Genomic DNA, 21,338 nt, shown 5'->3' on the forward strand with positions numbered 1-21,338 from the left:
ATACTACTTATATTTGTTTATGTTCTTTTACGACTGCATTACCTTTTTGATTAAAACTAGTATGATATTCTACAACACTAATTTCACATCCAGGACCAATTGTGACGTTGTTGCCTCTTACAACTTCAGCAATCGTATGTTCTAAATAGATATCATCTCCTTCAACAATTGAAGTTTGGAGGTTTCCAGCATGACTAGTAAAAGGAATAAATCTCGTTTTTTTTACGAACAGTAATCTTTTTGCCACCAATTTCTCTTACCTTACTGCCTTCATAACGAAGTGAGATTTGAATATTTTCAGCATTAAGTAATCCAGCACTTTCAAGACCACCAGTTAATGATAAATCTTCTATTTCAATATCTCCCTTCACATTTAAAGCACCTTTTACATCTACGAAATCACCTGAAAACTTTCCTGCAATATCTATCATACCTCTAACTTTTGTTTTTTCAATATGAGCATCACCATGAATTTGTGTATTACCATATACTTTTACATATTCCGCATCTACATTTCCTTGTACTTCGTTATCTCCATACACGACATAATTTTTCACTTTCACATTACCACGTACATCACTCGTTCCGTACGTTTTAAACTCATTGCAACTCATATCATTCGTAATTGTTCCTTCACCGCGAATCTTCACTTTATTATAATCTCCGCCTGCTGAATTACCAGAACCATTTACTGTGAGACTATGTGGATGTTCCATATTGATTTCTCCCTTCCGTTAAACTTGCTTAATTTCTTTTACATTTGCATTTTTATCAACAGTAAGAACACCGGTATATTCAATCAGTTCAATCTCACAGTTTGCTCCTACTGTAACATTGTTTCCTCTTACCGTTCTTATGTGAGCATAATCAATATCGATATTGTCACCTTCTAATAGTTCAGCTTCTAACTGCAAGCCAAATACTGTTTTAAATAGCCTACTAAATGTACCTGATCTATGTCTTACTTTAATCGTTTGACCACCAATTTCTTTCGCTCGACATGTACCGTGAATATTTATATTAATTTCATCTGCGCTTAATAAACCACCGATTGTAAATTGTCCTTCTGAAGAAAAAGTATCCACTTCACAATTACCGTCAATTGTAGCTTGACCATTGACTTTAAATTCTTCACCAGTAACATTTCCACCTATCGTACCTTTTCCTGCAATTTTCAAACTGTTTGCTTTTACATTTTGCGTAATTGTTGCTTTTCCATCAATTCGCATCGTTTCAGCATGAACTGTGCCATCAACTTTACCAGATCCGCTAATTCGTGTACTGCTACTTTTCAAATCGCCAGTAACTGCACCGTAACCGTTACATTCAAATTGTTCACATTCAACATTTCCATTCACAGTTCCTTTTCCGTTTAATTGCACTTTATGAAACTCGCCACCATTCGATGAACCGTAACCATTTATAATCAAATTATCTGTACGCATACTTTCTCCTCCACTACAACAATTTAGTTTTTAATGCTTCGGTATATTTCATAATCGCTTCGCGTAAAACGATTTTGGTGCCTTTTTCAAAAATTAAATCGTCCACGTTTGAAACTAATAAACATGTAGAAATACCTAACTTTCGGACAATGATTAAGTCACAAGTTTTATGTTTCATTGCTTCATAATTTTCACGTAAAACTTGCAAGACCATTTTTCCTTCTTCTAAACTAATCTCTCCTGATTGTAGTAATTCTTCTAACATGTACACATAAAGAATGTCTACAAATTGAAACTCTGCTGTTTTATTCGTTTGTTCTATGAAAAATTGTAAAACTGGTTCTGATGCAATCCCCTTGCGTAAAATCTCTTCCTTTGTTAAAAGAATTTCTCTCACACTCGGTGAAAACATGTTCGCTAGTTCATCAAGTGATAAATCCTCTTTCATCGTTTGGATTTTATCGATACGCTCTAATATCTTTTCTTTGGGAAAAAATGTCTCTTGACCTGTAAACGTTGATTTTCGTACAAACCAATCTTCCGGAATTAAATTTTTTCTTTTCCACCTATATAACTGTCCGTATGAAATACCAGTTAGTTCTAATAAATCTTTTTTTGAAATTAAATCTGTACTCAACTGTATAACACTCCTTCCTGATAACAATGTAACATAACACTGTTACGATGTAAATAGACTTTTATCACAAGTAGCGTAACAATGTGTAAAACAAACCTATTCTCACATACAAAAAGGCTCTTACACATCTTATGAAAATGTGCAAAAGCCCTTATATATCAAGATTTAAACCAAATATTATAAAAATCAATCCAACCTTGTGAATTAATCATTATATTTTGAACTTTTTCATGTGTACTTACCTCTTGTTTATTACGATATAAAGGAATAATATGAATTTGACGTAACAAAGTATCCTCGATATCGCGTAACAGTGTAACTCTTTTCTCTAATTCTTCTTGTCTAAAATAAGGAGACAACTTTTCATGAAAGTCCATGCTGCTTTGTCCATGAATAAAACTATTTTTTGTAAGAAACATATATAATAAACTATCTTCTATTCGTTCACTTATTGTGGCACTATCATGCATCATATCGGCCTTTTGTATCGTACTTACTTCCAATAGCTCTTCTATCTCAAGAAAATTATTTTCTACACGAATCCCGTACTTCGCACACTCTTTTTGTATCCATTGTGCATCTTCAACATGATCTCGTCCTGTAAATGTGTAGAGTTGTAGCACTTCACTATGATAAGTACTCCTTTTAATTAAACTTTCGATATCTTCGTCAATATCTACTATGCTTTCATTTGCTAATATTAGTTTCTTTGCCACTTCTCCACGTTCTCCACCGAGTTCTTGAACGATTGTATAACCATGAATGATTTGATATAACGCTTTCCGAAATAACGCATCTTGCATTGGTCCTTCTTTCGTAAGATTACATGTTATATATGTCACGTTCGACTCAAGCCGAGACAATTCTTTATTATATTTTTCTTTATCTTTATACTGCGCCTTTACTAAAACATCGTATGTACTTACACCTTGTTCTACATTCCACAACTCAATACGATCTAAAAAAGGTCTTTCACGAAAATATAAAGGATGTCCTTCTAAAATGAACAGATTTTCATTACTTTTATATAATTGAAAAGGCCCTGTTCCAATTAACCCTCCTGCTTCATCTTCATTCACGATAGAACACTGTTCTGCACTTAGCATATGTAAAAACATTCGATTTTCCGTATGTAATTGAATTTCGAAAACGTAGTCATCCACTGAACGGATATTTTCAACGTGTTGTAACATCCATGCGTGTGCATTATTTTCCAGCTTCATAAATCGATTCAACGAGTATATAACATCATGTGCAGTAAGTTGTTTTCCATTATGAAAGTGAACTCCTTTTCGTAAGTAAAACGTCCATATTTTTTCAGCATCATTATATTCCCAGTGAAATGCAAGTCTTGGCTCTATAATGTTTGTATTACCGTCTACATACACGAGTGTGTCGAATATATGTTTTACCATATGGCATTCTGAACGCATTGTAGCGTATACAGGATCTAATGTGATATCTAAATTCATTTGTACTTGCAACCGGAGTACATCTCTTCTCCCTTCAGATGTCATTTCAACCTTATGACCAAATATTGAATCCACCCAGGAGTGATATTCTCCCTTTACCGATGGAAAATGTGAGCTATAGCGTTCCACAAATATGCTTCCGCTTTTCACATCCCCTTTTTTCGTTATTTCTTTTCCTCTATCTAAAATTAAAGACATCGGGTGCTTTTGAAATATTAACTTAGAACGATTTCCTCTGCCGCGACCTGGAAACCACTTAATCCAATTTAACTCATCTAATTTTTTTATAATTAATTTACTATTACGCTCTGTACAAAATAGTGTTCTAGATATATTTTGCACTGTTACTTCCAATCGTTCTCCCTCTTTTTTCCCTTTTCCATAAGCAATCCATAGTTCAATGTATTGATCTAAAATAAACATCATACTCCCCCTAAAAGGTGAAAAATACCCCCTATTGTTTCTACCCTTTTTCCAACTCTCCTTTCATCTTATCATTTCAATATAGAAAGGAGGAATTAATATTGAATTATCTCTTACTTCGTTACAATAAACCTATTTTTATTAGACTGTGCGGTGAATTATTAACCCGAACGACTGAATCTATGTTAGCTCTCATTATGATTATTTACGTCAATAAAATGTTAAACGGCAATGTAATAATAACTATGCTAATTTTCGGACTGCAGCCACTTTCAGACATTTTATTTACACTTATTGCTGGAGGAATTACTGATAAATATGGCCGAAAAAAGATTATGTTACTCGGATTATTACTACAAGGTGTTGCAATCGGTAGTTTCGTTTTCGCTCAATCCGTTTTTATATTTGCACTGTTATATGTCATTAATGGTATTGGCCGTTCCTTATACATTCCAGCTCAGCGTGCACAAATTGCTGATTTAACAAAACAAGAGCAGCAAGCAGAGATTTTTGCTCTCCTACAAACGATGGGAGCAATCGGATCCGTAGTCGGCCCTTTAATCGGTGCAAGTTTTTATAATACTCACCCAGAATATTTATTTATCGTGCAAAGTGTAACTCTTACGATATATGCTGTTGTTGTTTGGACCCAGCTCCCAGAAACTGTTCCACCTATAAGTAAGTCGAAACAAACAGTTGAGGCAAGTTCACCAAAGCAATTTGTTTTTAAACATTACGCCATATTCGGTCTTATGGTTTCTACACTTCCTATTAGCTTTTTTTATGCACAAACTGAGACGAATTATCGTATTTTTGCAGAACATGTATTTCCTAATCTCGTATTCATACTCGCATTTATTTCAACATGCAAAGCCATTTTGGAAATCATTCTACAAATCTTCCTCGTAAAATGGTCTGAACGATTTTCTATGGCGAAAATCATCCTTATTTCTTACGCCTGCTATACAATAGCTGCAGTTGGCTTTAGTTATTCAACTACGATATTGTCGTTATTCTTCACCTTACTCTTTTTAGTCATTGGAGAAAGTATTGCTCTAAACCATTTATTACGATTCGTTTCAGAAATTGCACCTCATGATAAACGTGGTTTATATTTTTCAATTTACGGTATACACTGGGATATATCTCGAACGTGTGGACCAGTTATTGGTGCAGTTATATTAAGTAAGTTAAATGGAAGTATGCTGTTTTATATTTGTGCTAGCTTCTTATTAGTTGGAGGTATTGTTCAAGCGCTATTTGTTCAAAGTTTGGAACGTAAAAAAATCGTGAACCATCCTACACATAATTTATAGGTTACTACTTTTTCAGTAGATCAACATTTCTTATTGGATAAATGCTAAAAAATAAAAGTGAAGTATTTCGCATATGAAAGTATGTTTTATATGACAGGAGACGTTCCTTGTTTACAACTAAAAACACCTCACTTCAAGAAAGTGAGGTGTTTTTGAAATCACTTAATTTCTTATCCTGCCATTTTATTAATACTATCCTCTGGCGAAAATACGGAAATATGATCGACCTTACCAGTCGATTTTGGAATGACAAATTTCAATTCATACTGGTTATTTACTTTGTATACATATATTTTATCTTCACCATTCTCTTTAACTGAAGATGGTTTTCCTAATGCTTTTTCAATTTCTTGTAATGTAATCAATTTTAGTTCTGCATGATATGAGCGTACATCAAAAACTTGTGACCCTTTATTAAATCCGAAAACAACATTTTTATTTGTAAAAGTTGCGTACATTCCATTCCCTGCATATTCGGTTTTATTTGCTTTCCCCCACGCTTTTTCAATTTCTTCAATATCCCCTGTATGGGCTCCAAATGGCACATTAGGTACCTTTCCTTCTTTTGCTAGTTCAAACAAATCTTTAACGTGGTTAATTGATTTTTGATTAAGTGTTCTATCTTTCGAATCTTGCTCAGCTGATGGTTTTGTTGTTTTTTCATTACTTGGTTTTGCTTCAAGATTTTTCTTTTCTTCTGAAGAATTGCTTTGTTCATTTTTATGATTTTCCGAGGCTAGATTTGCTTCCTTTTTTTCGTCTGTCCCTTTACATGCTGCTAATGCAAATGTGCATGTAAAAGCAAGAAATAACATAACTATTTTGAAATATACTTTCATCATTTTTACCCCCTATTGTATTTTATTCATTTCGATAATCAACCGGATGCGAAGTATAGTATTAATTAAGGACTTCTAATTCTAAATCGTCACTTTCCCATAATTTTAAAAAACTTGGAATTATATTGTTAATCATCGTATTCATCTCCTTCTTTAAACCTTCTCTTCTCGATGATAATATCCTCTATCTATAACTTAAAACATGCTGTCACAACAGCTCCTTGAAACAAAAAAACCAGTAGGAAGTGATTACTCTTTTCCTACTGGTTGAAATGAAATTAAACGGTAAATCTTAGCTTCTTAAAAAATGTAGCGATAGTGTTTTTTACTGTTTCAAAATTATAAGCAAACGTGTTATCTCCACTTAATGATGAAATACATGTTAAACCTGCAGCTTTAATAAAAGCTTTTACATCTACAAGCATAGAATTAGCCTCCAAGAATTTAATTACAATCATTATAACAGGTGTTTTACGACGCTAACATGAAAGTAATAAATAAATTTCTATTATTAATTTATCCCGCTATTTGCCGGGCAGTAAGATCCCACCTCAAAATTCAGCGGAAACAAAGAAGTTAGGTGGGGGCCCTGCTGCCCGTAAAAGCTAAATTAGTGAGGGCTGATAATCAGTGGGAATGAACAAAACCCCCACTGATTAAAATTTCACCTTATTTAGCTTACAGTACACCATTTCAATGTCATATAAAAAAGCTGCCCAAAAAGAGCAGCTTCAAATATGTATATTACACTTCAATTGATTTACCATCTTCAACAATATGATAAAGTAAATGCGCTAAATGATGAATTGGACCGTATTCTTCCTCTTCCTCATCTGTTTCGCCTTGGAATTCAAGATCGTTTAAGTATAGTGCTAAAAATTGATAGTATAGTTTTAAATCAAATCCGTAGCATGCAGTTGGTTCCTCATGATCCCCTTCATATTGTAACATTAAGTATTGATCATTTCCTTCTGCATCTTCTGCATCAAAGAATACGAAGAAGCCAACGTTTGTATCTAAATCAAATAAATGACGAGTACCTTTTTCAGTTGCTTTATTGAAGTCCTCTTCACTTAATTTATGTACTGTTGTCGCTTTTGCATTATCTTCTTGATGGAAATTTACTGTAAATGATTTCAATGCTGACACCTCCTGATTGTATAATACTAGCATAACATATAAAAAGGACTGCTTACAAATGTAAACAGTCCTTACATTCATTTTCGCATTGCTCGTAATAAGAAGCTTACGATGAAAATTAAAATGATCGCACCGATTAAAGCTGGAATAATTGCATATCCGCCAATGACTGGACCAAAACTACCAAGTAATTTCGAACCAACCCAAGAACCGATAATACCAGCAATAATATTACCAATTACACCACCAGGTACGTCCTTTCCAGTAATTAAGCTCGCAAGCCATCCTAATATACCACCGACGATTAAAGACCAAATCATATAATAACCTCCTTTACATTTCACCAATCAAAATATAATTAGAAACAATTGCTTACCATTAGTTATGTGACATTTTTCATAAGTTATTCATGTTGTTCAACTTTAAGATTTTTGAGAATAATACACACAGATTAAACCTTTTTTTGAACTAACGATTTATCCGACTTGTTATTACACACATTAAGAACAATCTGGCTTCAATATTGTTCGCATAAACTCTTCTTTAAAAGCTGCATAGTTAAAACCAACAGCAATTCTTTGAATCGGCCGATCATCAAACCTTGTTGGCTCAGCTATTTTTCTAAAGTCTGCTACACTTTGGCCCCTAGTCACATCATTTGTCGTACTAATCCACACTGCCGATTTTTTATATTCGAAAATACTGTCATTTATAAACGAGATAAACGGTAGTAAATCGTGTATAGGACTTCCACCAATACCCGGATATTCTTTTTTATAGAAATTCTCATAATAAAAATCAATCATTGGTTTAATGAGTTTCGCCTGTCCAGTTCCTTGTTTATCTATTATATTGGCCATTTCAGGCGTAATAAGCGCGCCCTGTGTTACATTTAACGGGTATATGCTAGCGTTTTTCGCATATTTCATAACAATATTTGCTGCAATTGGATCACCATAAAAATTCGCTTCAGATACTGGTGTAACATTACCTGGAAATAGGAAAGCGCCGCCCATTATATAATACGAACAAATACGATCCATTATATTTGGATACAATAAAAATAACGTAGCAAGCGTCGTTAGTCTCCCTGTCGCCACAATTATAATATCTTCTGGACAAGGTTCGATTAATTTGATTAATTCACAAAAATTTTCTCGTTTACAAATTCTCATCTCAGGTGGAATAATAGGACCTAAACCGTGATCCCCGTGGATTTCAGGGAAAAACAAAGGCTCTTCAGCTGTCATCGGTCTACTCGCACCTTCAATAATTTTCACTTGTGTAGCATAGTACCTTTCTAAAAAATAAACATTTTCCGTAACGATATCTCGTGATACATTCCCGTACTCAGCAACAATACCTAGAATATCTAATTTACATGTTTTATTTGCATAAATTAACGCTACGGCGTCATCAATACCAAAGTCTCCAAAAAAGATAATTTTCTTATTAACTATTCTCACCCCTCTTCAGCATAATCTACTATTATTATTATGTGAAAAAGACAAGGCGGTGAAACAGCGCAAACTAAAAAAGTCGCCTATTTATTGGCGACTTCAATCTTTTTATAAGACAAATATGCAAGTACATTTTTACTTGAATCGTATTTCGGGTTATTTCCTTTTCTCGGCTCTCTCATATGTGTCTTTTCAAATCCAGGAATGTCTGGCATTTTCCCCATAAATTCAAGCATTTCTTCCTCAGAACCTTCAATGCGTACACGAATCATTATAACTATTCCTCAATTCTCAGTTTCTCTGTACTAAGTATATCGTACTTCAGAAAGACTGCAACACATTTATCTTTTTAACGTTGTACTTTTTTTACATATAAACATAGCCATTTCAGTATAGAACGATTCTACTTTATTATTTTTAAATTGAATATTAAAATATCCCTTCATTTCGTTTGGTGCTTTCATCATACATTCTGTTAATTTTTCACGCTTTTGTAAAGGGACATCCATCATATTACACCACCAGTCAAAATCAAATTTCTTATCAAAAGTAAGACATGACTGCATTTGCAAACCGTTTTTTTCTAATAAAGTAAGCCATTCTGTCTTTTTTAGAGCTCGTTCATGACTTGGGTCTCGCTTTTTTTCTATAAAATTATAAAATGTATCATATTCATTATTTTCTGGCGAAACATTATCTATTAAGATGAATAATCCATTATCCTTCAATGTACGATTTACTTCATAAATAAATTGAGCCGGATTCGTAAAATGATGGGCTGCAATCCGGCATGTGATTGTATCAAAAAAATGGTCTGCAAATGGTAAATCCTCTGCGTTTCCTGCTACAAAAGATACATTTTCATGCCCATTCTGCTTTATAAAAACTTTTGCTTTTTCTAACATCTGTTCTGTTAAATCAAGTGCAACTACTTCTTCAAACATGGGTGCTAACATATTTGCCACATGTCCGCCACCAGTAGCAACATCAAGAAGACGATTATTATGACGAGACTCAACTTGTTGAACTACATATTGTAAATCCAGTCCTTTAGCATGTATTTTACTATTTACATATTTATCTGCATTACTGCCAAACTGTTTTGTCACAAGCTCTTCTTTACTCATATTATCATCTTCTTTCTATTGTTATTTACATATACGACTCATATAATTATTACAATTCTCTTCATGTATTTTCAAATCCTCTTTTCATCTCACTTCTCATCACGTTCCCTTATAATCAAAATAATATGATTATACGTTCTTCCATTAAACAAAAAAGGCTACGGGAACTTGCCCCCTAACCTGACTAAATATTTACTACATTTTTATTTCTTCATATATATCTATATAATATAAATCCTCTTTCAACTTCATAATAACATCTACTTCGTTATAAGTAGCCTCACGAGCATGTAAACCAAATTGATCCATACCAATCCATATCCACCCAGGTGTAAGATATAAAACATCTATATTAAAATAATCTAACTTAGTAAGCTCCGATGTAATAAATTTATCTTTATTAGCGATTTGTTTATCTATTAAACCATATTCTTTTCCATTTTCAAATAGCGATATAAATTTCCCTACAATCGGATGTTCACGAACAATAAAATGATATTCTTTTTCCTCTATATTTACCACAATCAAACGAGAAACAGATAAATCAGGCCCTGAATTCGACATATTTGTTTATTCACCTCCTTATATAAGCTTCTTAAATATGATAACAAATGAATATTCAAATTAAGTTAATATAATGTAAAAAATAAAAAAGCTGAATCCCCTTTAGAAATCAGCCTTTATAATTCGATCAACTTTATTCTTTTACAAATTATTATAATGTTTCTTTTTCCTCATCATTTCCGGAAACTAAATTTCCTATAGCATCCGCTGTTACTTCTACTACAAATTCACAAATACCTGCTACAACTTCTCCAATTACTTCATCCATCTTTTTACCCCCTTATTTTATGTAACTTATTTGTAGTATAGAAGAAATTAGCGAATGTAAACTATCGAAAAAGGTGACATAAACCTTACAGAATTGTAAGCTCTTTCATCCCTCTGCTTATCCCCTTTGAAACTCCAAGTATTTTTAGCAGACATATAGGCCATCATAAATATGAAGCAAGTAATAATCTAGTGTCAGGAGGCGTTTAATATGTATTACGTAAAATTAATTAAAGGTCAATCTTTCTACGCTTTTGATCATCGTTTCTTGGTGTCTGAAGAAGAAGAGGTTTCAGAGAAAATTTATAATTACTTACGACGTAATGAATTTTTTGAAGTACGTAAAGAAGAATATTCTGCTTAATTACAAAAAGCATTAAGAAAAATATCATCTTATTTTGATATATTCTTGATGCTTTTATGTGAATTTCTTCTTTTCAATAATTGTTGTTGACTCTATTAAATAATCTAGTATTTGTCCAAGCTAATTCTTCACTATTTTCATATTCTAGTATATGAAAATAGTGAAGAATATGACTCATATCATTGATTACCAAGCTACTCAACCTATTAGTAAAACTGGTGAAACAACTTTTGCAATCCCCTCTTCTCCAAATAAAGCAATTCTAGCAAATTTGAAATTGAGAATTTCAAGTAGAGATTCACGTAATAATCGAGTAGAATTAATCGCTACAATTGGTGTAGAAGGAATAACTGGGACTTCACAAGTTTTATTCCGAATTTTCCGTGATAATATTGAAGTTTTTAATGCACAAGTAGGTATTGAATCTACAGATTCTGAACAATTTTACGTACAAACATTTCAAGCTATAGATCAAAACGTTAGCAGTGGAACACACGAATATTCATTAACTGTAGAAAACCTTACTAGTGGTGCTAGTGCAGAAGTTGTTGGTCCTCTATCTTTTAGCGCTTTAGCTATTGGAAAAGAGCAAAAATGTTGCTAAGTGAATCTAATATTTAATTTTGTACTTGAGAAAAGCGAGGCGTAGTTATACGTTCTTGCTTTTATATATATTCTTACTTTCTATTAGCTTTAATCATAAAATTTTTACGTTTTGATTCACTTATTTCAGCACTTAACACATCAAATTTTTGACAAATCAAAAAGATTGAAATCCACTTATGAAACACGTAATATAGACTCTGACTCTAAAAAAGTTCGTATAAAAACACTACATAAATAAGGAGGTTTTATATACGCGTTTTTCATTTTAAAAGACGGAGAGGTTTTATGTTATGTGGCGTAATAAAAACGTTTGGATTGTTTTAATTGGGGAGTTTATTGCAGGTCTAGGATTATGGCTTGGTATTCTTGGCAACCTTGAATTTATGCAAAAATATGTCCCTTCTGATTTCATGAAATCAGTTATATTATTTATCGGACTATTAGCCGGTGTTCTAGTTGGACCTATGGCTGGCCGTGTCATCGATCAGTATGAAAAGAAAAAAGTTCTTCTTTACGCTGGGTTTGGTCGAGTTTTAAGTGTTATTTTCATGTTTTTTGCTATTCAATTTGAAAGTATCGCATTTATGATTGCATTTATGATTGCTCTTCAAATTTCAGCAGCATTTTATTTCCCTGCATTACAATCTGTAATTCCACTCATCGTACGTGAGCATGAGTTATTACAAATGAACGGTGTACATATGAATGTTGGTACAATTGCTCGTATTGCAGGTACTTCACTAGGTGGAATTCTTTTAGTTGTGATGAGTTTACAGTACATGTATGCCTTCTCAATGGCAGCATACGCCTTATTATTCCTCTCGACTTTCTTCCTACAATTCGAAGACAAGAAATCAACAACACCAAGTAAACAAGCTGCAAAAGATACTAGCTTTATGGAAGTATTTCATATTTTAAAAGGAATTCCTATTGCTTTTACAGCACTTATATTAAGTATCATCCCTCTATTATTTATAGCTGGGTTTAATTTAATGGTTATTAACATTAGCGAAATGCAACATGATCCTACGATTAAAGGGTTCATATATACAATTGAAGGTGTCGCATTTATGATAGGTGCCTTCGTAATTAAACGTCTATCTGATCATTTCAAACCTGAAAAATTACTATATTTCTTTGCAGTTTGTACTGCTTTTGCACATCTGTCATTGTTCTTTAGCGATATAAAATGGATGGCTCTTACATCATTTGGGTTGTTTGGGTTTAGTGTTGGCTGCTTCTTCCCTATTATGTCGACGATTTTCCAAACGAAAGTGGAAAAAAGTTATCATGGTCGCCTCTTCTCATTCCGTAATATGTTTGAGAGGGTTATGTTCCAAATCGTCTTACTTGGCACAGGCTTCTTCTTAGATACAATTGGGTTACAATATATGGTTCTCATCTTCGGAGTCGTTTCATTATTGATTATTTCTATTTCCCTCTCTAAGCAGAAACATTATGAAAAACAGCATTCGCAATCTGCGAATTTATAAAATAAACAAAGAAGTATGGATCTAATATTGAATCCATACTTCTTTGTTTTATAATACGCCTATTTATTACGTTTATTGAAATTACCTAAAGGAGTATCCTCCTTTAATTTCGAATAGATTATAAAAAGTACTCTTTATAAAAGGAGTGGTAAAATGTCTGATGGCATCGAAGTATTTATTGTTCTGCTCTTTGCAATTGCTCTGTTTAGCATCCTAAACTTTTTAGCCATTTCCTTATCTGGACATAGTTTTAAAAAAAGAATCGTGGCAGGTTTCATATTTTTACTACTGACTCCCATTATCTTTTTGACTATCGCAACATTTGCTTCTATATTCGATAAAGCAGGATTTGGCGCAGGTACGTTAGCCTTTATGATCGCAAGCGTATATATATTAAATGGAATAGTGATTCTGCTTTCCTCTTTATTTATGCTCAAAAAAGACATAACATAGGCTATGGTACTAGCATGAATCTGACTTTACACTAGATTCATGCTTATTTAATTTCTCCTAAATTTTTATATGAAATTAAATAATTCTTTAAAAAAATTTAAACTTTATTTATTATAATATCCCTATCGTATTCGCACGTTTATTCAAATTTAAAAGAAAGGAGCACAAAATGAAAAAGGTTCTACTTACAATTCCTATACTAATCATCCTACTTAGTGGATGCAGCAATAACGATATATACGGTTCTTGGGAAGTCGTTGACAATAAAAATGGTGAATGCCCTGTATATTATAAATTTGAAACAGTTGTCAAAAAAGAAAATAAAGAGGAAATTGTGCAAAATTTAGTAGAAATGCAAACAACAAAGAATAAAGACGATTTATATAAAGGCTCATTTGTCAAAAATTCTAATGTATATCACATTGATTATGGTAATTCATTTACATCGGACCAAACTTTAAAAGTTGCCGACGGTACACTAAATGTATACTTTTTGACAGCCGAAAAATTATGCACATATAAAAAGAAATGATTACATTTCAGAGGAGACGCAGAAAATATTTTCTGCGTTATTTCACTTTAGAAATCGGCCACAAAAATAGCCCTTGTTTTCGTATTCTTTTTCATTCAAAACATGAGAAATATACTTAATAAAAACTAGAGAATACCTTAAGTTATATAAAATGAATCCTATAATAGACATTTCAATTAACACATCTACGCTATTTACATCGATACTTTTCAAAATAGGCTAATCCTTCCTCTAAATTTGTCAATCATTTTAATTTTCATAAAAAAATGATAAAATATAAACATGTGTTTTCAGAATAATTAAAAACGCAGAATGAAAGCACTGTTTTAGGAGGGGTTTTGATGACTTACACGTTAGCAACTAGAATGAAAGCATTCCAATCTTCTATATTTAGTGAATTAGGAGCCTATAAAAAAGAAAAAATTGCAGCAGGTCATAACATGATTGATTTGAGCATCGGAAATCCTGATATGCCGCCCGCTGATTTTGTAAGAGAAACAATGGTACATACAGCGAGTGAGAAAGAGAGCTACGGGTATACATTATCAGGTATTCAAGAATTTCACGAAGCTGTAACTGAATATTACAACAATACTCATAACGTTTTATTAAATGCGGATAAAGAAGTTTTATTATTAATGGGTTCACAAGACGGGCTCGTTCATTTACCTATGGTTTATGCAAATCCAGGTGATATTATATTAGTTCCTGATCCAGGATATACAGCTTATGAAACAGGTATTCAAATGGCTGGTGCAATATCTTACTACATGCCTTTAAAGAAAGAGAATGATTTCTTACCAGACTTAGAAGTCATCCCTGAAGAAATTGCCGATCAAGCGAAGATGATGATTTTAAACTTCCCAGGGAATCCCGTTCCAGCAATGGCTCATGAAGATTTCTTTAAAGAAGTAATCGCATTCGCGAAAAAGCATAATATTATCGTTGTCCATGATTTTGCTTATGCCGAATTTTATTTTGATGGTAATAAGCCAATTAGCTTCCTCTCTGTACCTGGTGCTAAAGAAGTTGGCGTAGAAATCAATTCTTTGTCAAAAAGTTATAGTTTAGCAGGTAGCCGTATTGGATATATGATTGGAAACGAAGAAATTGTTCGTGCACTTACTCAATTTAAATCTAATACCGATTACGGTGTATTTTTACCAATTCAAAAAGCGGCATGTGCTGCACTAAGAAACGGTGCTACGTTTTGTGAGAAAAACCGTGAAATTTATCAAGAACGTAGAGATACACTAATCGATGGATTCCGAACATTTGGCTGGAATGTCGATAAGCCAGCTGGTAGTATGTTTGTCTGGGCAGAAATTCCACAAGGATGGACTTCTCTAGACTTCGCTTATGCATTAATGGATCGTGCGAATGTCGTTGTTACACCTGGTCATGCATTTGGACCTCACGGAGAAGGCTTCGTACGTATTGCACTCGTTCAAGATAAAGAAGTGTTGCAACAAGTTGTTGAAAACATTAGAAATAGCGGCATTTTCGTCCTTGAAAAAGTAAATGAATTAGTTAAAAATTAATTCCGGCTCCCCTGCTTAACTTTAGCAGGGGTATTATTAATTGGAGGTACTTTCATATGCATATTAAAGACACACTTCCCCATCGTTATCCATTTTTAATGATTGATAAAGTAACAAATGTAAAACAAGATGAATTCGTTACAGGATATAAACTCATTACAAATAACGAATGGTTTATAAATGATAGTCACAAACATATGCCTCATATGTTAATTGTAGAATCACTTGCTCAGCTTAGTGCATTTGTACATACAAGTGATTCTGAAGGACTAGGATTCCTCTCCTCTTTAGATGGAGTTGAATTCCACGGAAAAGCATATCCCGGTGATAAACTTGATTTACATTATGAGCTAACGCGCAATCGCCGAGGTTTTGTTCTTGGTAAAGGTATTGCAACTGTAAACGACCAGCCTATTGTAACTATAGAAAAACTATTAATATATCAAGCAGATTAAAGTGTTCCTTATATCAGTTGGAAATATCTATTCTCAACCGATTGAGTAAATAGGAAAACATATTACGTAGTTAGGAGCAGGAAAATGGAACGTACTATCGGTATCGATGCTGGAGGCACATTAACGAAAATAGCTTATTTTAACAAAAAAAAGCTATTAACTTTTGAAAAATTTTATTCACATGAACAACATAAAATAATAGATTGGATTAAAAACAACAATGGCATAAAACAAATATGTATTACGGGTGGTAAATCTAAACTATTACAGCATCTGCTTACAGGTTCATATAAAATAATAGAGCTAAACGAATTTGAAGCTACTCTTGCAGGTGTCCAATACATATTAAAAGAAGAAAAACATGCTATACGCAATTTTATTTTAACCAATATCGGTACAGGTACTTCTATCCATTACGTTTATAATGAACAATATATTCGCGCTGGTGGAACCGGAGTTGGCGGTGGGACTATTATGGGACTCTCAAAATTGTTAACAAATATAGATCATTTTGAAGATATAATACCTCTAACAAAAGTAGGATCTAGAAAAGAGCTAGATATTACGGTTGGAGATATTTATGGTGTTATTCTTTCCCCTATCGATAATAACTTAACTGCTAGTAACTTCGGAAAAGCAGCCATTACAGAATCAAATAATAGTAACTCCGATATACTAGCTACTGTACAAGGACTTGTCGGTGAAGTCGTTACTGCATTAAGCCTTCAATTCGCTGAAACAAAAAACATTGAACATATTATTTATATTGGTTCGACTTTATGTAATAACGTACAACTTCAACATATTATTAGTAGCTACACCGAATATCAAAATAAAACACCAATCTTTTTACAAGATGGTGGTAATAGCGGTGCAATTGGTGCATTACTTCATGCTACGAAATAAAAAGCTGACTTTTGTCAGCTTTTTAGAAATGGCACTTCAAATTCAATAATTGATTCCCCGTTCTCTCCAATTCGCTCCACGCTTATTCTATCAATCACACAATTTAACTTCCCATGAAAACTAGGAATCTCCTTCACTACTTCAGCAGCTAATTCGGCACTTTCTTTTCTTCCGACTGTTACATGCGGGATGTACGGAATGTCTTCTTTCAAAAATTGTAATAAAGGTCCTGTATATAGAATATTATGTAGTTCCTCTATTTGTTCTTTCCCCTTTTCAACTCGTAAAAACAAATATTCTCTTTCACTTGTAATTTGATTCGTAAATTCAATTTCTATATTCTGTATCGGTTTTGATACATTTATAATATGTAATTTCAGCTCATCATTTGAAATCGAACTTTCAAATGGGAATACAATTGTAATATGCGGTGAAATTAATCCAAATAAAGGATCATGTTTTTGCCTAATGTCCTCGATTTCGCTAATGAACATGTTGTTTAGAAAAAGTAAAATTGTACGCATTTTTATCCCCTCAATTTTTCCTCATTATAATATGTATCATATTCTATGACAGCCTGCCCTTCAACAACTTGTTTTGCTTACCTGTAAAAATAAAAAAACTTCTCAAATGAGAAGTTTTCATATAGCATGATTATTATTTTCCCGCCAAACTTTTCTAAACTTTATATAACAGGCAATTCTCCAAGGAAAAATATACGATACTGCAACAACATAAAATAATAAACCTATTGTTTGCTGATCTAAGTCAACAATATATTTTCTTGAACCGTATCTCAAAACGACAAGTGCAATAAAAGTAATTAAAAAAGCTGCACTTTTTTTCGTATAAATATTCCCATCATCTCTTCGTTCATAATTTGTTAATACTATAAGCGGCACAGCAAAAAGTACACCAATGAATACCGCTATACTTACTTGCAATATAGCTGGATGTACGGGACTTAAAAACCATACAATACCTGGTGTTAAAAATAGTAATGGCCATAAAATACGTTTTCCCGATCCCTTTATTGACTTATGCATGGAGCGATAACGACGCCAAAATATTAGTAGTGCAATGCATAAAAAGACGGTTATTAGTGAGGACGTGTCTCCCATATATTTTCCTTCTCCCTAAAAAAATAATCTATCACTATTTTAAACTGTTCGTTCAAATGATACTTTACGAATAAATATACTACTAGTTATGATATAAAGAATTGTTAATCCAATTGAAATAACAATAAAATAAGGGATATCTATTAAAGATACATCATTTGTAAATAACAATCCTTTTATCCCTACTTCTCCATACAGCACACTATTTGTTGAAAGGAAAAGCGACCCACCAATCATGAGACCAATCCATTGAAATCTTTGCTTAAAAATTACTACTACTTGAAAGAAACATGCTATCGTAACATAAAATAAAAATTGTAAAATAAACTGTTGTATTAATTGCTCTCCAAAGTTAACATTTACTAAGTTATATTTTATATCTTGTAAAAACAGTATTTGAAGGAATGAAAACAATGCGGATTGCAACACAATATAACAAATCGCTCCGATAAAATATTGTATTCTCGTTATACCAAATGAAACTGCTAAACGAAATAAATCATCTTGAACAATGAAAACACTCCCTACTATAAAAATCATAATTGCAATTGAAGGATTATTGATAATTTCGGGTAAATAACCAACTTTCGCTTCATTTAAATGAGCAGCATATAAAGCTCCTTTTATTAATAAAGCTACAATCCAAAATATTAAAATTGCTTTATAATGAAAATTTATATGTAACCTCAATTGTTTCATTAACATCGTCATTCCACTTCACCACCAGTCATGTGAATAAATAGTTTTTGTAATGTAATTCTATCAATTACTAAACCTTCTTTTTCAAGAGAGTAACAATCTTCATTAGAAAGCTCTTCCCATATAACAGCAATACCTTTATTCCCATAAATTTCTTTATTTATAACTTTTTTATTAATCAAGAACTCCTCCACTTTACCTTTTTGCCCTGAAATAATATGACCTTGTTGCAATAAATCTTCCACTGTTGATTGAACAACAAGTGCACCTTCTTTTATGATAATTACTTCTTCAATAACATGGGTTACTTCTTCTACCAGATGTGTTGATAATATAATTGTTCTGGGATACTCCCCGTAATCTTCTAGTAGTAAACTATAAAATAACTCACGATGTGCTGCGTCTAATCCTGTAGTTGGTTCATCAAAAATAGTAATTGTCGCTCTGCTTGCTAACCCTTTAATAATTCCTACAACTGTTTGCATGCCATGAGATAGTTTATGGTATTTCTCTGTTATATTAAGCTGAAATTTACCCGCCAGTTCTTCAGCAAACTTCTGATCCCAATTTTTATAAAACATGTTACATATCTTAAAAATTTCTTTTACGCTATAACTTAAATGAGACTCTTCTTTTACTCTAACGAAACAAATATTTTGCATCGCTTTACTATTTTCAAAAACATCTTCACCAAATATTGATACACTTCCACTACTTGAAGTAATTTGTCCTGCTAGTAAATTTAATAAAGTCGTTTTCCCTGCTCCGTTCCTTCCAAGCAAACCATATATTTTATTCTCTTCCAATGAAATCGTTACTTCATTTACAGCTATTTTCTTTTTATACTTTTTCGTTACATCTTTCGTTTCAAGTGCAATCATCCCTCTTTCCCCTCCTTCGTAATCTTTTGGATCATATCCATCAATTCATCTTTTGATATTTCTAGTACTTTCGCTTCTTCCCACACTTTAGGTAAATATTCAGTCATAAAAGTATTTTGTCTTTTTTTTAGTACAACTTCTTTTGCTCCTTTTGCAACAAACATCCCGATCCCTCTCTTTTTATATAAAATCCCCTCATCCACTAATACATTCACCCCTTTAGCTGCGGTAGCCGGATTTATTTGTAACATCTTCGCAAATTGATTTGTCGATGGAACTTGTTCTTCTTCAAGCAATATGTCTTTTAAAATATCAGATTCAATCGTTTCTGCAATTTGTATGTATATTAATTTATTTTGTTCTAGAGTCGGCTTCACATTTTCACCACCTTAGGTTCATAGGTTCATTACTTATGTAATTAACCATATCACATAGAATTATTTTTTTCCATAAATTTCTTTTACAAAAAAGAGAGTCATTCAATTAAGAATGTCTCTCTTTCTAAAAATTCGAAGTTTCAACTCTTGTTCTCAAATTCTTTTCATTTATACCATTTTGACAAAAATTAAACTGTTGTCCCTCAATACATTTTGTACGATCTACTACTTGCCCTAAATGATAGCTTGTATGCTCAACCAAATGTAATAGACTTTGAAGATCAATATGCCTTTTTTCTTCCCAGACCTGTATATATGCTTTGCCCCACTCATCAAATATTTCTTCAACAGTTTTTAACAAAGCTTCAGAGCTTATTTGTTTCACTGGAAAATATTCTTCAATTCCATTTTCAAAAACTATATTTGGATCCTTATAACGCCTTGTATTTCTCTGTAAATGTTCACAAATATGTAGTACGATTCCACCAATTGAATTAACAGAGGTCTCTTTTTTCCACAAATCTTCTTCACTAACGAGCCTAATTGCCTGTACTAATTTAGGTAAATAATGATCCTGCATTCTATGATAAGAAATTTTGTATACTAACTCTATCTTCTCCCCTCCATTATTTCAACTGGCTCACTGGATATTTAGCAAATAAAGATTTCCGAAAATCTTTATCTTCCACAAGCATTTTAATTTTTTCTTCATTGCCGTTAAAGAACTTTATAACTTTATTTTTATCCCATATATCTTTTTCTTTTGGAAAATCATCGAATTCCCTATGCAAAATTGATAACATTTCTTCCCTCGTTATCTTAAAGTTTTTATTTTCTATTTGAAACTCATAAGCTTTTGCGTTTGGTACTAAAATTACTAGATAGGTAGCATTAAAGAGAAAATTCTTCTTCATCGTATCTTTCTCATCAAACCAATACGTCTCAATCATTTCTTCTGTAAGAGCTCCACTCTCTTTTGCACCATAGTTCACTTTTATATTTTCATTTTCTAAACTTATACTTTGAACTGTTCCACCACCAGGTAAATGATTAATAATTGCAACCACATCTGAATTATTACCAACGTATGTCCCAGTATATTTCTTAAAATCATCTGACCTAACATCATATATATCTTTTATTCTTTCCCCGTTAGAACAAGCCGTAATGAATAAAAAAATTGTTAGCATAACGATTATGTTATGATGCATATATTTCAT

General features: G+C 32.6%; 27 protein-coding genes and 1 pseudogene. 9 read left to right on the top strand and 19 right to left on the bottom strand.

Annotated elements, in window-relative coordinates:
* Positions 1-7: 7 nt before the first annotated feature.
* From ACTFN4_RS22280 to ACTFN4_RS22295, 4 genes and pseudogenes are all read right to left on the bottom strand, one after another.
* Positions 8-716, bottom strand: a pseudogene (locus ACTFN4_RS22280) (cytoplasmic protein).
* A gap of 18 nt (positions 717-734) precedes the next feature.
* Positions 735-1,445, bottom strand: coding sequence for a bactofilin family protein (locus ACTFN4_RS22285; RefSeq protein ID WP_098584672.1), 711 nt, complete (start codon positions 1,443-1,445; stop codon positions 735-737).
* A 13-nt stretch (positions 1,446-1,458) separates the two neighbouring features.
* Complete coding sequence (locus tag ACTFN4_RS22290) at positions 1,459-2,082, bottom strand: YhbD family protein (protein ID WP_000102257.1); 624 nt, start codon at positions 2,080-2,082, stop codon at positions 1,459-1,461.
* Between the two features lie 158 nt (positions 2,083-2,240).
* Positions 2,241-3,977, bottom strand: a complete 1,737-nt coding sequence (locus ACTFN4_RS22295) for an SgrR family transcriptional regulator (protein WP_000470211.1) — start codon at positions 3,975-3,977, stop codon at positions 2,241-2,243.
* 101 nt (positions 3,978-4,078) lie between these two features.
* On the opposite strand from ACTFN4_RS22295, the gene ACTFN4_RS22300 reads away from it, so the two are divergent.
* Entirely contained in the window at positions 4,079-5,293 is a 1,215-nt protein-coding gene (locus ACTFN4_RS22300; protein WP_001108464.1) for an MDR family MFS transporter, read from the top strand.
* A gap of 170 nt (positions 5,294-5,463) precedes the next feature.
* Here the strand turns inward: ACTFN4_RS22300 and ACTFN4_RS22305 are convergent, their stop codons facing one another.
* From ACTFN4_RS22305 to ACTFN4_RS22340, 8 genes are all read right to left on the bottom strand, one after another.
* On the bottom strand, positions 5,464-6,135 hold the full coding sequence (locus ACTFN4_RS22305; protein ID WP_439962794.1) for a YjgB family protein: 672 nt from the start codon (positions 6,133-6,135) through the stop codon (positions 5,464-5,466).
* Positions 6,136-6,410: 275 nt separating this feature from the next.
* The gene (locus tag ACTFN4_RS22310; RefSeq protein ID WP_000959548.1) at positions 6,411-6,557 is read right to left on the bottom strand and encodes a hypothetical protein; all 147 of its coding nucleotides are present in this window, start codon (positions 6,555-6,557) and stop codon (positions 6,411-6,413) included.
* Between the two features lie 319 nt (positions 6,558-6,876).
* On the bottom strand, positions 6,877-7,272 hold the full coding sequence (locus ACTFN4_RS22315) for a hypothetical protein (protein ID WP_000834883.1): 396 nt from the start codon (positions 7,270-7,272) through the stop codon (positions 6,877-6,879).
* Positions 7,273-7,349: 77 nt separating this feature from the next.
* Positions 7,350-7,592, bottom strand: a complete 243-nt coding sequence (locus ACTFN4_RS22320; protein WP_000638306.1) for a GlsB/YeaQ/YmgE family stress response membrane protein — start codon at positions 7,590-7,592, stop codon at positions 7,350-7,352.
* 180 nt (positions 7,593-7,772) lie between these two features.
* A complete protein-coding gene (locus ACTFN4_RS22325; RefSeq protein ID WP_001223682.1) occupies positions 7,773-8,738 on the bottom strand; it encodes a nucleoside hydrolase in 966 nt (321 codons plus the stop codon).
* 77 nt (positions 8,739-8,815) lie between these two features.
* Positions 8,816-9,004, bottom strand: coding sequence for a DUF3970 family protein (locus ACTFN4_RS22330; RefSeq protein WP_000621873.1), 189 nt, complete (start codon positions 9,002-9,004; stop codon positions 8,816-8,818).
* Between the two features lie 69 nt (positions 9,005-9,073).
* A complete protein-coding gene (locus ACTFN4_RS22335) occupies positions 9,074-9,859 on the bottom strand; it encodes a class I SAM-dependent methyltransferase (protein ID WP_439962795.1) in 786 nt (261 codons plus the stop codon).
* Positions 9,860-10,054: 195 nt separating this feature from the next.
* Positions 10,055-10,423 (bottom strand): hypothetical protein, encoded by a 369-nt coding sequence (locus ACTFN4_RS22340; RefSeq protein ID WP_000071478.1) that lies wholly within the window; start codon positions 10,421-10,423, stop codon positions 10,055-10,057.
* Positions 10,424-10,901: 478 nt separating this feature from the next.
* Between ACTFN4_RS22340 and ACTFN4_RS22345 the strand changes: the two genes are divergently transcribed.
* From ACTFN4_RS22345 to coaW, 8 genes are all read left to right on the top strand, one after another.
* Positions 10,902-11,054 (top strand): YqbF domain-containing protein, encoded by a 153-nt coding sequence (locus tag ACTFN4_RS22345; RefSeq protein ID WP_000291905.1) that lies wholly within the window; start codon positions 10,902-10,904, stop codon positions 11,052-11,054.
* A 169-nt stretch (positions 11,055-11,223) separates the two neighbouring features.
* The gene (gene exsC / locus ACTFN4_RS22350; protein ID WP_000148808.1) at positions 11,224-11,658 is read left to right on the top strand and encodes an exosporium protein ExsC; all 435 of its coding nucleotides are present in this window, start codon (positions 11,224-11,226) and stop codon (positions 11,656-11,658) included.
* A gap of 292 nt (positions 11,659-11,950) precedes the next feature.
* On the top strand, positions 11,951-13,153 hold the full coding sequence (locus tag ACTFN4_RS22355; RefSeq protein WP_410989478.1) for an MFS transporter: 1,203 nt from the start codon (positions 11,951-11,953) through the stop codon (positions 13,151-13,153).
* Between the two features lie 153 nt (positions 13,154-13,306).
* On the top strand, positions 13,307-13,606 hold the full coding sequence (locus ACTFN4_RS22360; protein WP_001279463.1) for a hypothetical protein: 300 nt from the start codon (positions 13,307-13,309) through the stop codon (positions 13,604-13,606).
* Positions 13,607-13,775: 169 nt separating this feature from the next.
* Positions 13,776-14,138, top strand: a complete 363-nt coding sequence (locus tag ACTFN4_RS22365) for a hypothetical protein (RefSeq protein WP_000757022.1) — start codon at positions 13,776-13,778, stop codon at positions 14,136-14,138.
* A gap of 341 nt (positions 14,139-14,479) precedes the next feature.
* The gene (locus ACTFN4_RS22370) at positions 14,480-15,679 is read left to right on the top strand and encodes an LL-diaminopimelate aminotransferase (protein ID WP_000222693.1); all 1,200 of its coding nucleotides are present in this window, start codon (positions 14,480-14,482) and stop codon (positions 15,677-15,679) included.
* Positions 15,680-15,735: 56 nt separating this feature from the next.
* A complete protein-coding gene (locus ACTFN4_RS22375) occupies positions 15,736-16,134 on the top strand; it encodes a 3-hydroxyacyl-ACP dehydratase FabZ family protein (protein WP_439962796.1) in 399 nt (132 codons plus the stop codon).
* Positions 16,135-16,218: 84 nt separating this feature from the next.
* A complete protein-coding gene (gene coaW / locus ACTFN4_RS22380; protein WP_075677174.1) occupies positions 16,219-17,040 on the top strand; it encodes a type II pantothenate kinase in 822 nt (273 codons plus the stop codon).
* Between the two features lie 14 nt (positions 17,041-17,054).
* Here the strand turns inward: coaW and ACTFN4_RS22385 are convergent, their stop codons facing one another.
* The 7 genes from ACTFN4_RS22385 to ACTFN4_RS22415 all read right to left on the bottom strand — a co-directional run bounded on the left by ACTFN4_RS22385 (position 17,055) and on the right by ACTFN4_RS22415 (position 21,338).
* Positions 17,055-17,564, bottom strand: a complete 510-nt coding sequence (locus ACTFN4_RS22385; protein ID WP_001259199.1) for a 2'-5' RNA ligase family protein — start codon at positions 17,562-17,564, stop codon at positions 17,055-17,057.
* 117 nt (positions 17,565-17,681) lie between these two features.
* The gene (locus ACTFN4_RS22390) at positions 17,682-18,161 is read right to left on the bottom strand and encodes a CcdC family protein (protein ID WP_075677176.1); all 480 of its coding nucleotides are present in this window, start codon (positions 18,159-18,161) and stop codon (positions 17,682-17,684) included.
* Between the two features lie 39 nt (positions 18,162-18,200).
* Positions 18,201-18,872: a DUF4052 domain-containing protein gene (locus ACTFN4_RS22395; RefSeq protein ID WP_000178200.1), complete on the bottom strand. Its 672-nt coding sequence runs from the start codon at positions 18,870-18,872 to the stop codon at positions 18,201-18,203.
* Positions 18,869-19,741, bottom strand: a complete 873-nt coding sequence (locus ACTFN4_RS22400; RefSeq protein ID WP_000560921.1) for an ABC transporter ATP-binding protein — start codon at positions 19,739-19,741, stop codon at positions 18,869-18,871. Before ACTFN4_RS22400 ends, ACTFN4_RS22395 begins: the two co-directional genes overlap by 4 nt.
* On the bottom strand, positions 19,738-20,118 hold the full coding sequence (locus ACTFN4_RS22405) for a GntR family transcriptional regulator (protein ID WP_000805185.1): 381 nt from the start codon (positions 20,116-20,118) through the stop codon (positions 19,738-19,740). Before ACTFN4_RS22405 ends, ACTFN4_RS22400 begins: the two co-directional genes overlap by 4 nt.
* A 124-nt stretch (positions 20,119-20,242) precedes the next feature.
* Positions 20,243-20,731, bottom strand: coding sequence for a DinB family protein (locus tag ACTFN4_RS22410; RefSeq protein WP_074047317.1), 489 nt, complete (start codon positions 20,729-20,731; stop codon positions 20,243-20,245).
* Positions 20,732-20,744: 13 nt separating this feature from the next.
* The gene (locus ACTFN4_RS22415; protein WP_074047318.1) at positions 20,745-21,338 is read right to left on the bottom strand and encodes a DUF4825 domain-containing protein; all 594 of its coding nucleotides are present in this window, start codon (positions 21,336-21,338) and stop codon (positions 20,745-20,747) included.

It is taken from the genome of Bacillus cereus group sp. MYBK95-2, from assembly GCF_051915225.1.
Classification (GTDB): Bacteria; Bacillota; Bacilli; order Bacillales; family Bacillaceae_G; genus Bacillus_A; species Bacillus_A cereus.

Excerpts from the sequence above, each read along its gene's own strand:
- ACTFN4_RS22360 (WP_001279463.1), top strand. The coding sequence starts at position 13,307 with ATGTCTGATGGCATCGAAGTATTTATTGTTCTGCTCTTTGCAATTGCT.
- coaW (WP_075677174.1), top strand. The coding sequence starts at position 16,219 with ATGGAACGTACTATCGGTATCGATGCTGGAGGCACATTAACGAAAATA.
- ACTFN4_RS22395 (WP_000178200.1), bottom strand. The coding sequence starts at position 18,872 with ATGACGATGTTAATGAAACAATTGAGGTTACATATAAATTTTCATTAT.
- ACTFN4_RS22285 (WP_098584672.1), bottom strand. The coding sequence starts at position 1,445 with ATGCGTACAGATAATTTGATTATAAATGGTTACGGTTCATCGAATGGT.
- ACTFN4_RS22355 (WP_410989478.1), top strand. The coding sequence starts at position 11,951 with ATGTGGCGTAATAAAAACGTTTGGATTGTTTTAATTGGGGAGTTTATT.
- ACTFN4_RS22370 (WP_000222693.1), top strand. The coding sequence starts at position 14,480 with ATGACTTACACGTTAGCAACTAGAATGAAAGCATTCCAATCTTCTATA.
- ACTFN4_RS22390 (WP_075677176.1), bottom strand. The coding sequence starts at position 18,161 with ATGGGAGACACGTCCTCACTAATAACCGTCTTTTTATGCATTGCACTA.
- ACTFN4_RS22305 (WP_439962794.1), bottom strand. The coding sequence starts at position 6,135 with ATGATGAAAGTATATTTCAAAATAGTTATGTTATTTCTTGCTTTTACA.
- ACTFN4_RS22320 (WP_000638306.1), bottom strand. The coding sequence starts at position 7,592 with ATGATTTGGTCTTTAATCGTCGGTGGTATATTAGGATGGCTTGCGAGC.
- ACTFN4_RS22310 (WP_000959548.1), bottom strand. The coding sequence starts at position 6,557 with ATGCTTGTAGATGTAAAAGCTTTTATTAAAGCTGCAGGTTTAACATGT.
- ACTFN4_RS22340 (WP_000071478.1), bottom strand. The coding sequence starts at position 10,423 with ATGTCGAATTCAGGGCCTGATTTATCTGTTTCTCGTTTGATTGTGGTA.
- ACTFN4_RS22335 (WP_439962795.1), bottom strand. The coding sequence starts at position 9,859 with ATGAGTAAAGAAGAGCTTGTGACAAAACAGTTTGGCAGTAATGCAGAT.
- ACTFN4_RS22295 (WP_000470211.1), bottom strand. The coding sequence starts at position 3,977 with ATGTTTATTTTAGATCAATACATTGAACTATGGATTGCTTATGGAAAA.
- ACTFN4_RS22385 (WP_001259199.1), bottom strand. The coding sequence starts at position 17,564 with ATGCGTACAATTTTACTTTTTCTAAACAACATGTTCATTAGCGAAATC.
- ACTFN4_RS22365 (WP_000757022.1), top strand. The coding sequence starts at position 13,776 with ATGAAAAAGGTTCTACTTACAATTCCTATACTAATCATCCTACTTAGT.
- exsC (WP_000148808.1), top strand. The coding sequence starts at position 11,224 with ATGACTCATATCATTGATTACCAAGCTACTCAACCTATTAGTAAAACT.
- ACTFN4_RS22330 (WP_000621873.1), bottom strand. The coding sequence starts at position 9,004 with ATGATTCGTGTACGCATTGAAGGTTCTGAGGAAGAAATGCTTGAATTT.
- ACTFN4_RS22345 (WP_000291905.1), top strand. The coding sequence starts at position 10,902 with ATGTATTACGTAAAATTAATTAAAGGTCAATCTTTCTACGCTTTTGAT.
- ACTFN4_RS22415 (WP_074047318.1), bottom strand. The coding sequence starts at position 21,338 with ATGAAATATATGCATCATAACATAATCGTTATGCTAACAATTTTTTTA.
- ACTFN4_RS22400 (WP_000560921.1), bottom strand. The coding sequence starts at position 19,741 with ATGATTGCACTTGAAACGAAAGATGTAACGAAAAAGTATAAAAAGAAA.
- ACTFN4_RS22375 (WP_439962796.1), top strand. The coding sequence starts at position 15,736 with ATGCATATTAAAGACACACTTCCCCATCGTTATCCATTTTTAATGATT.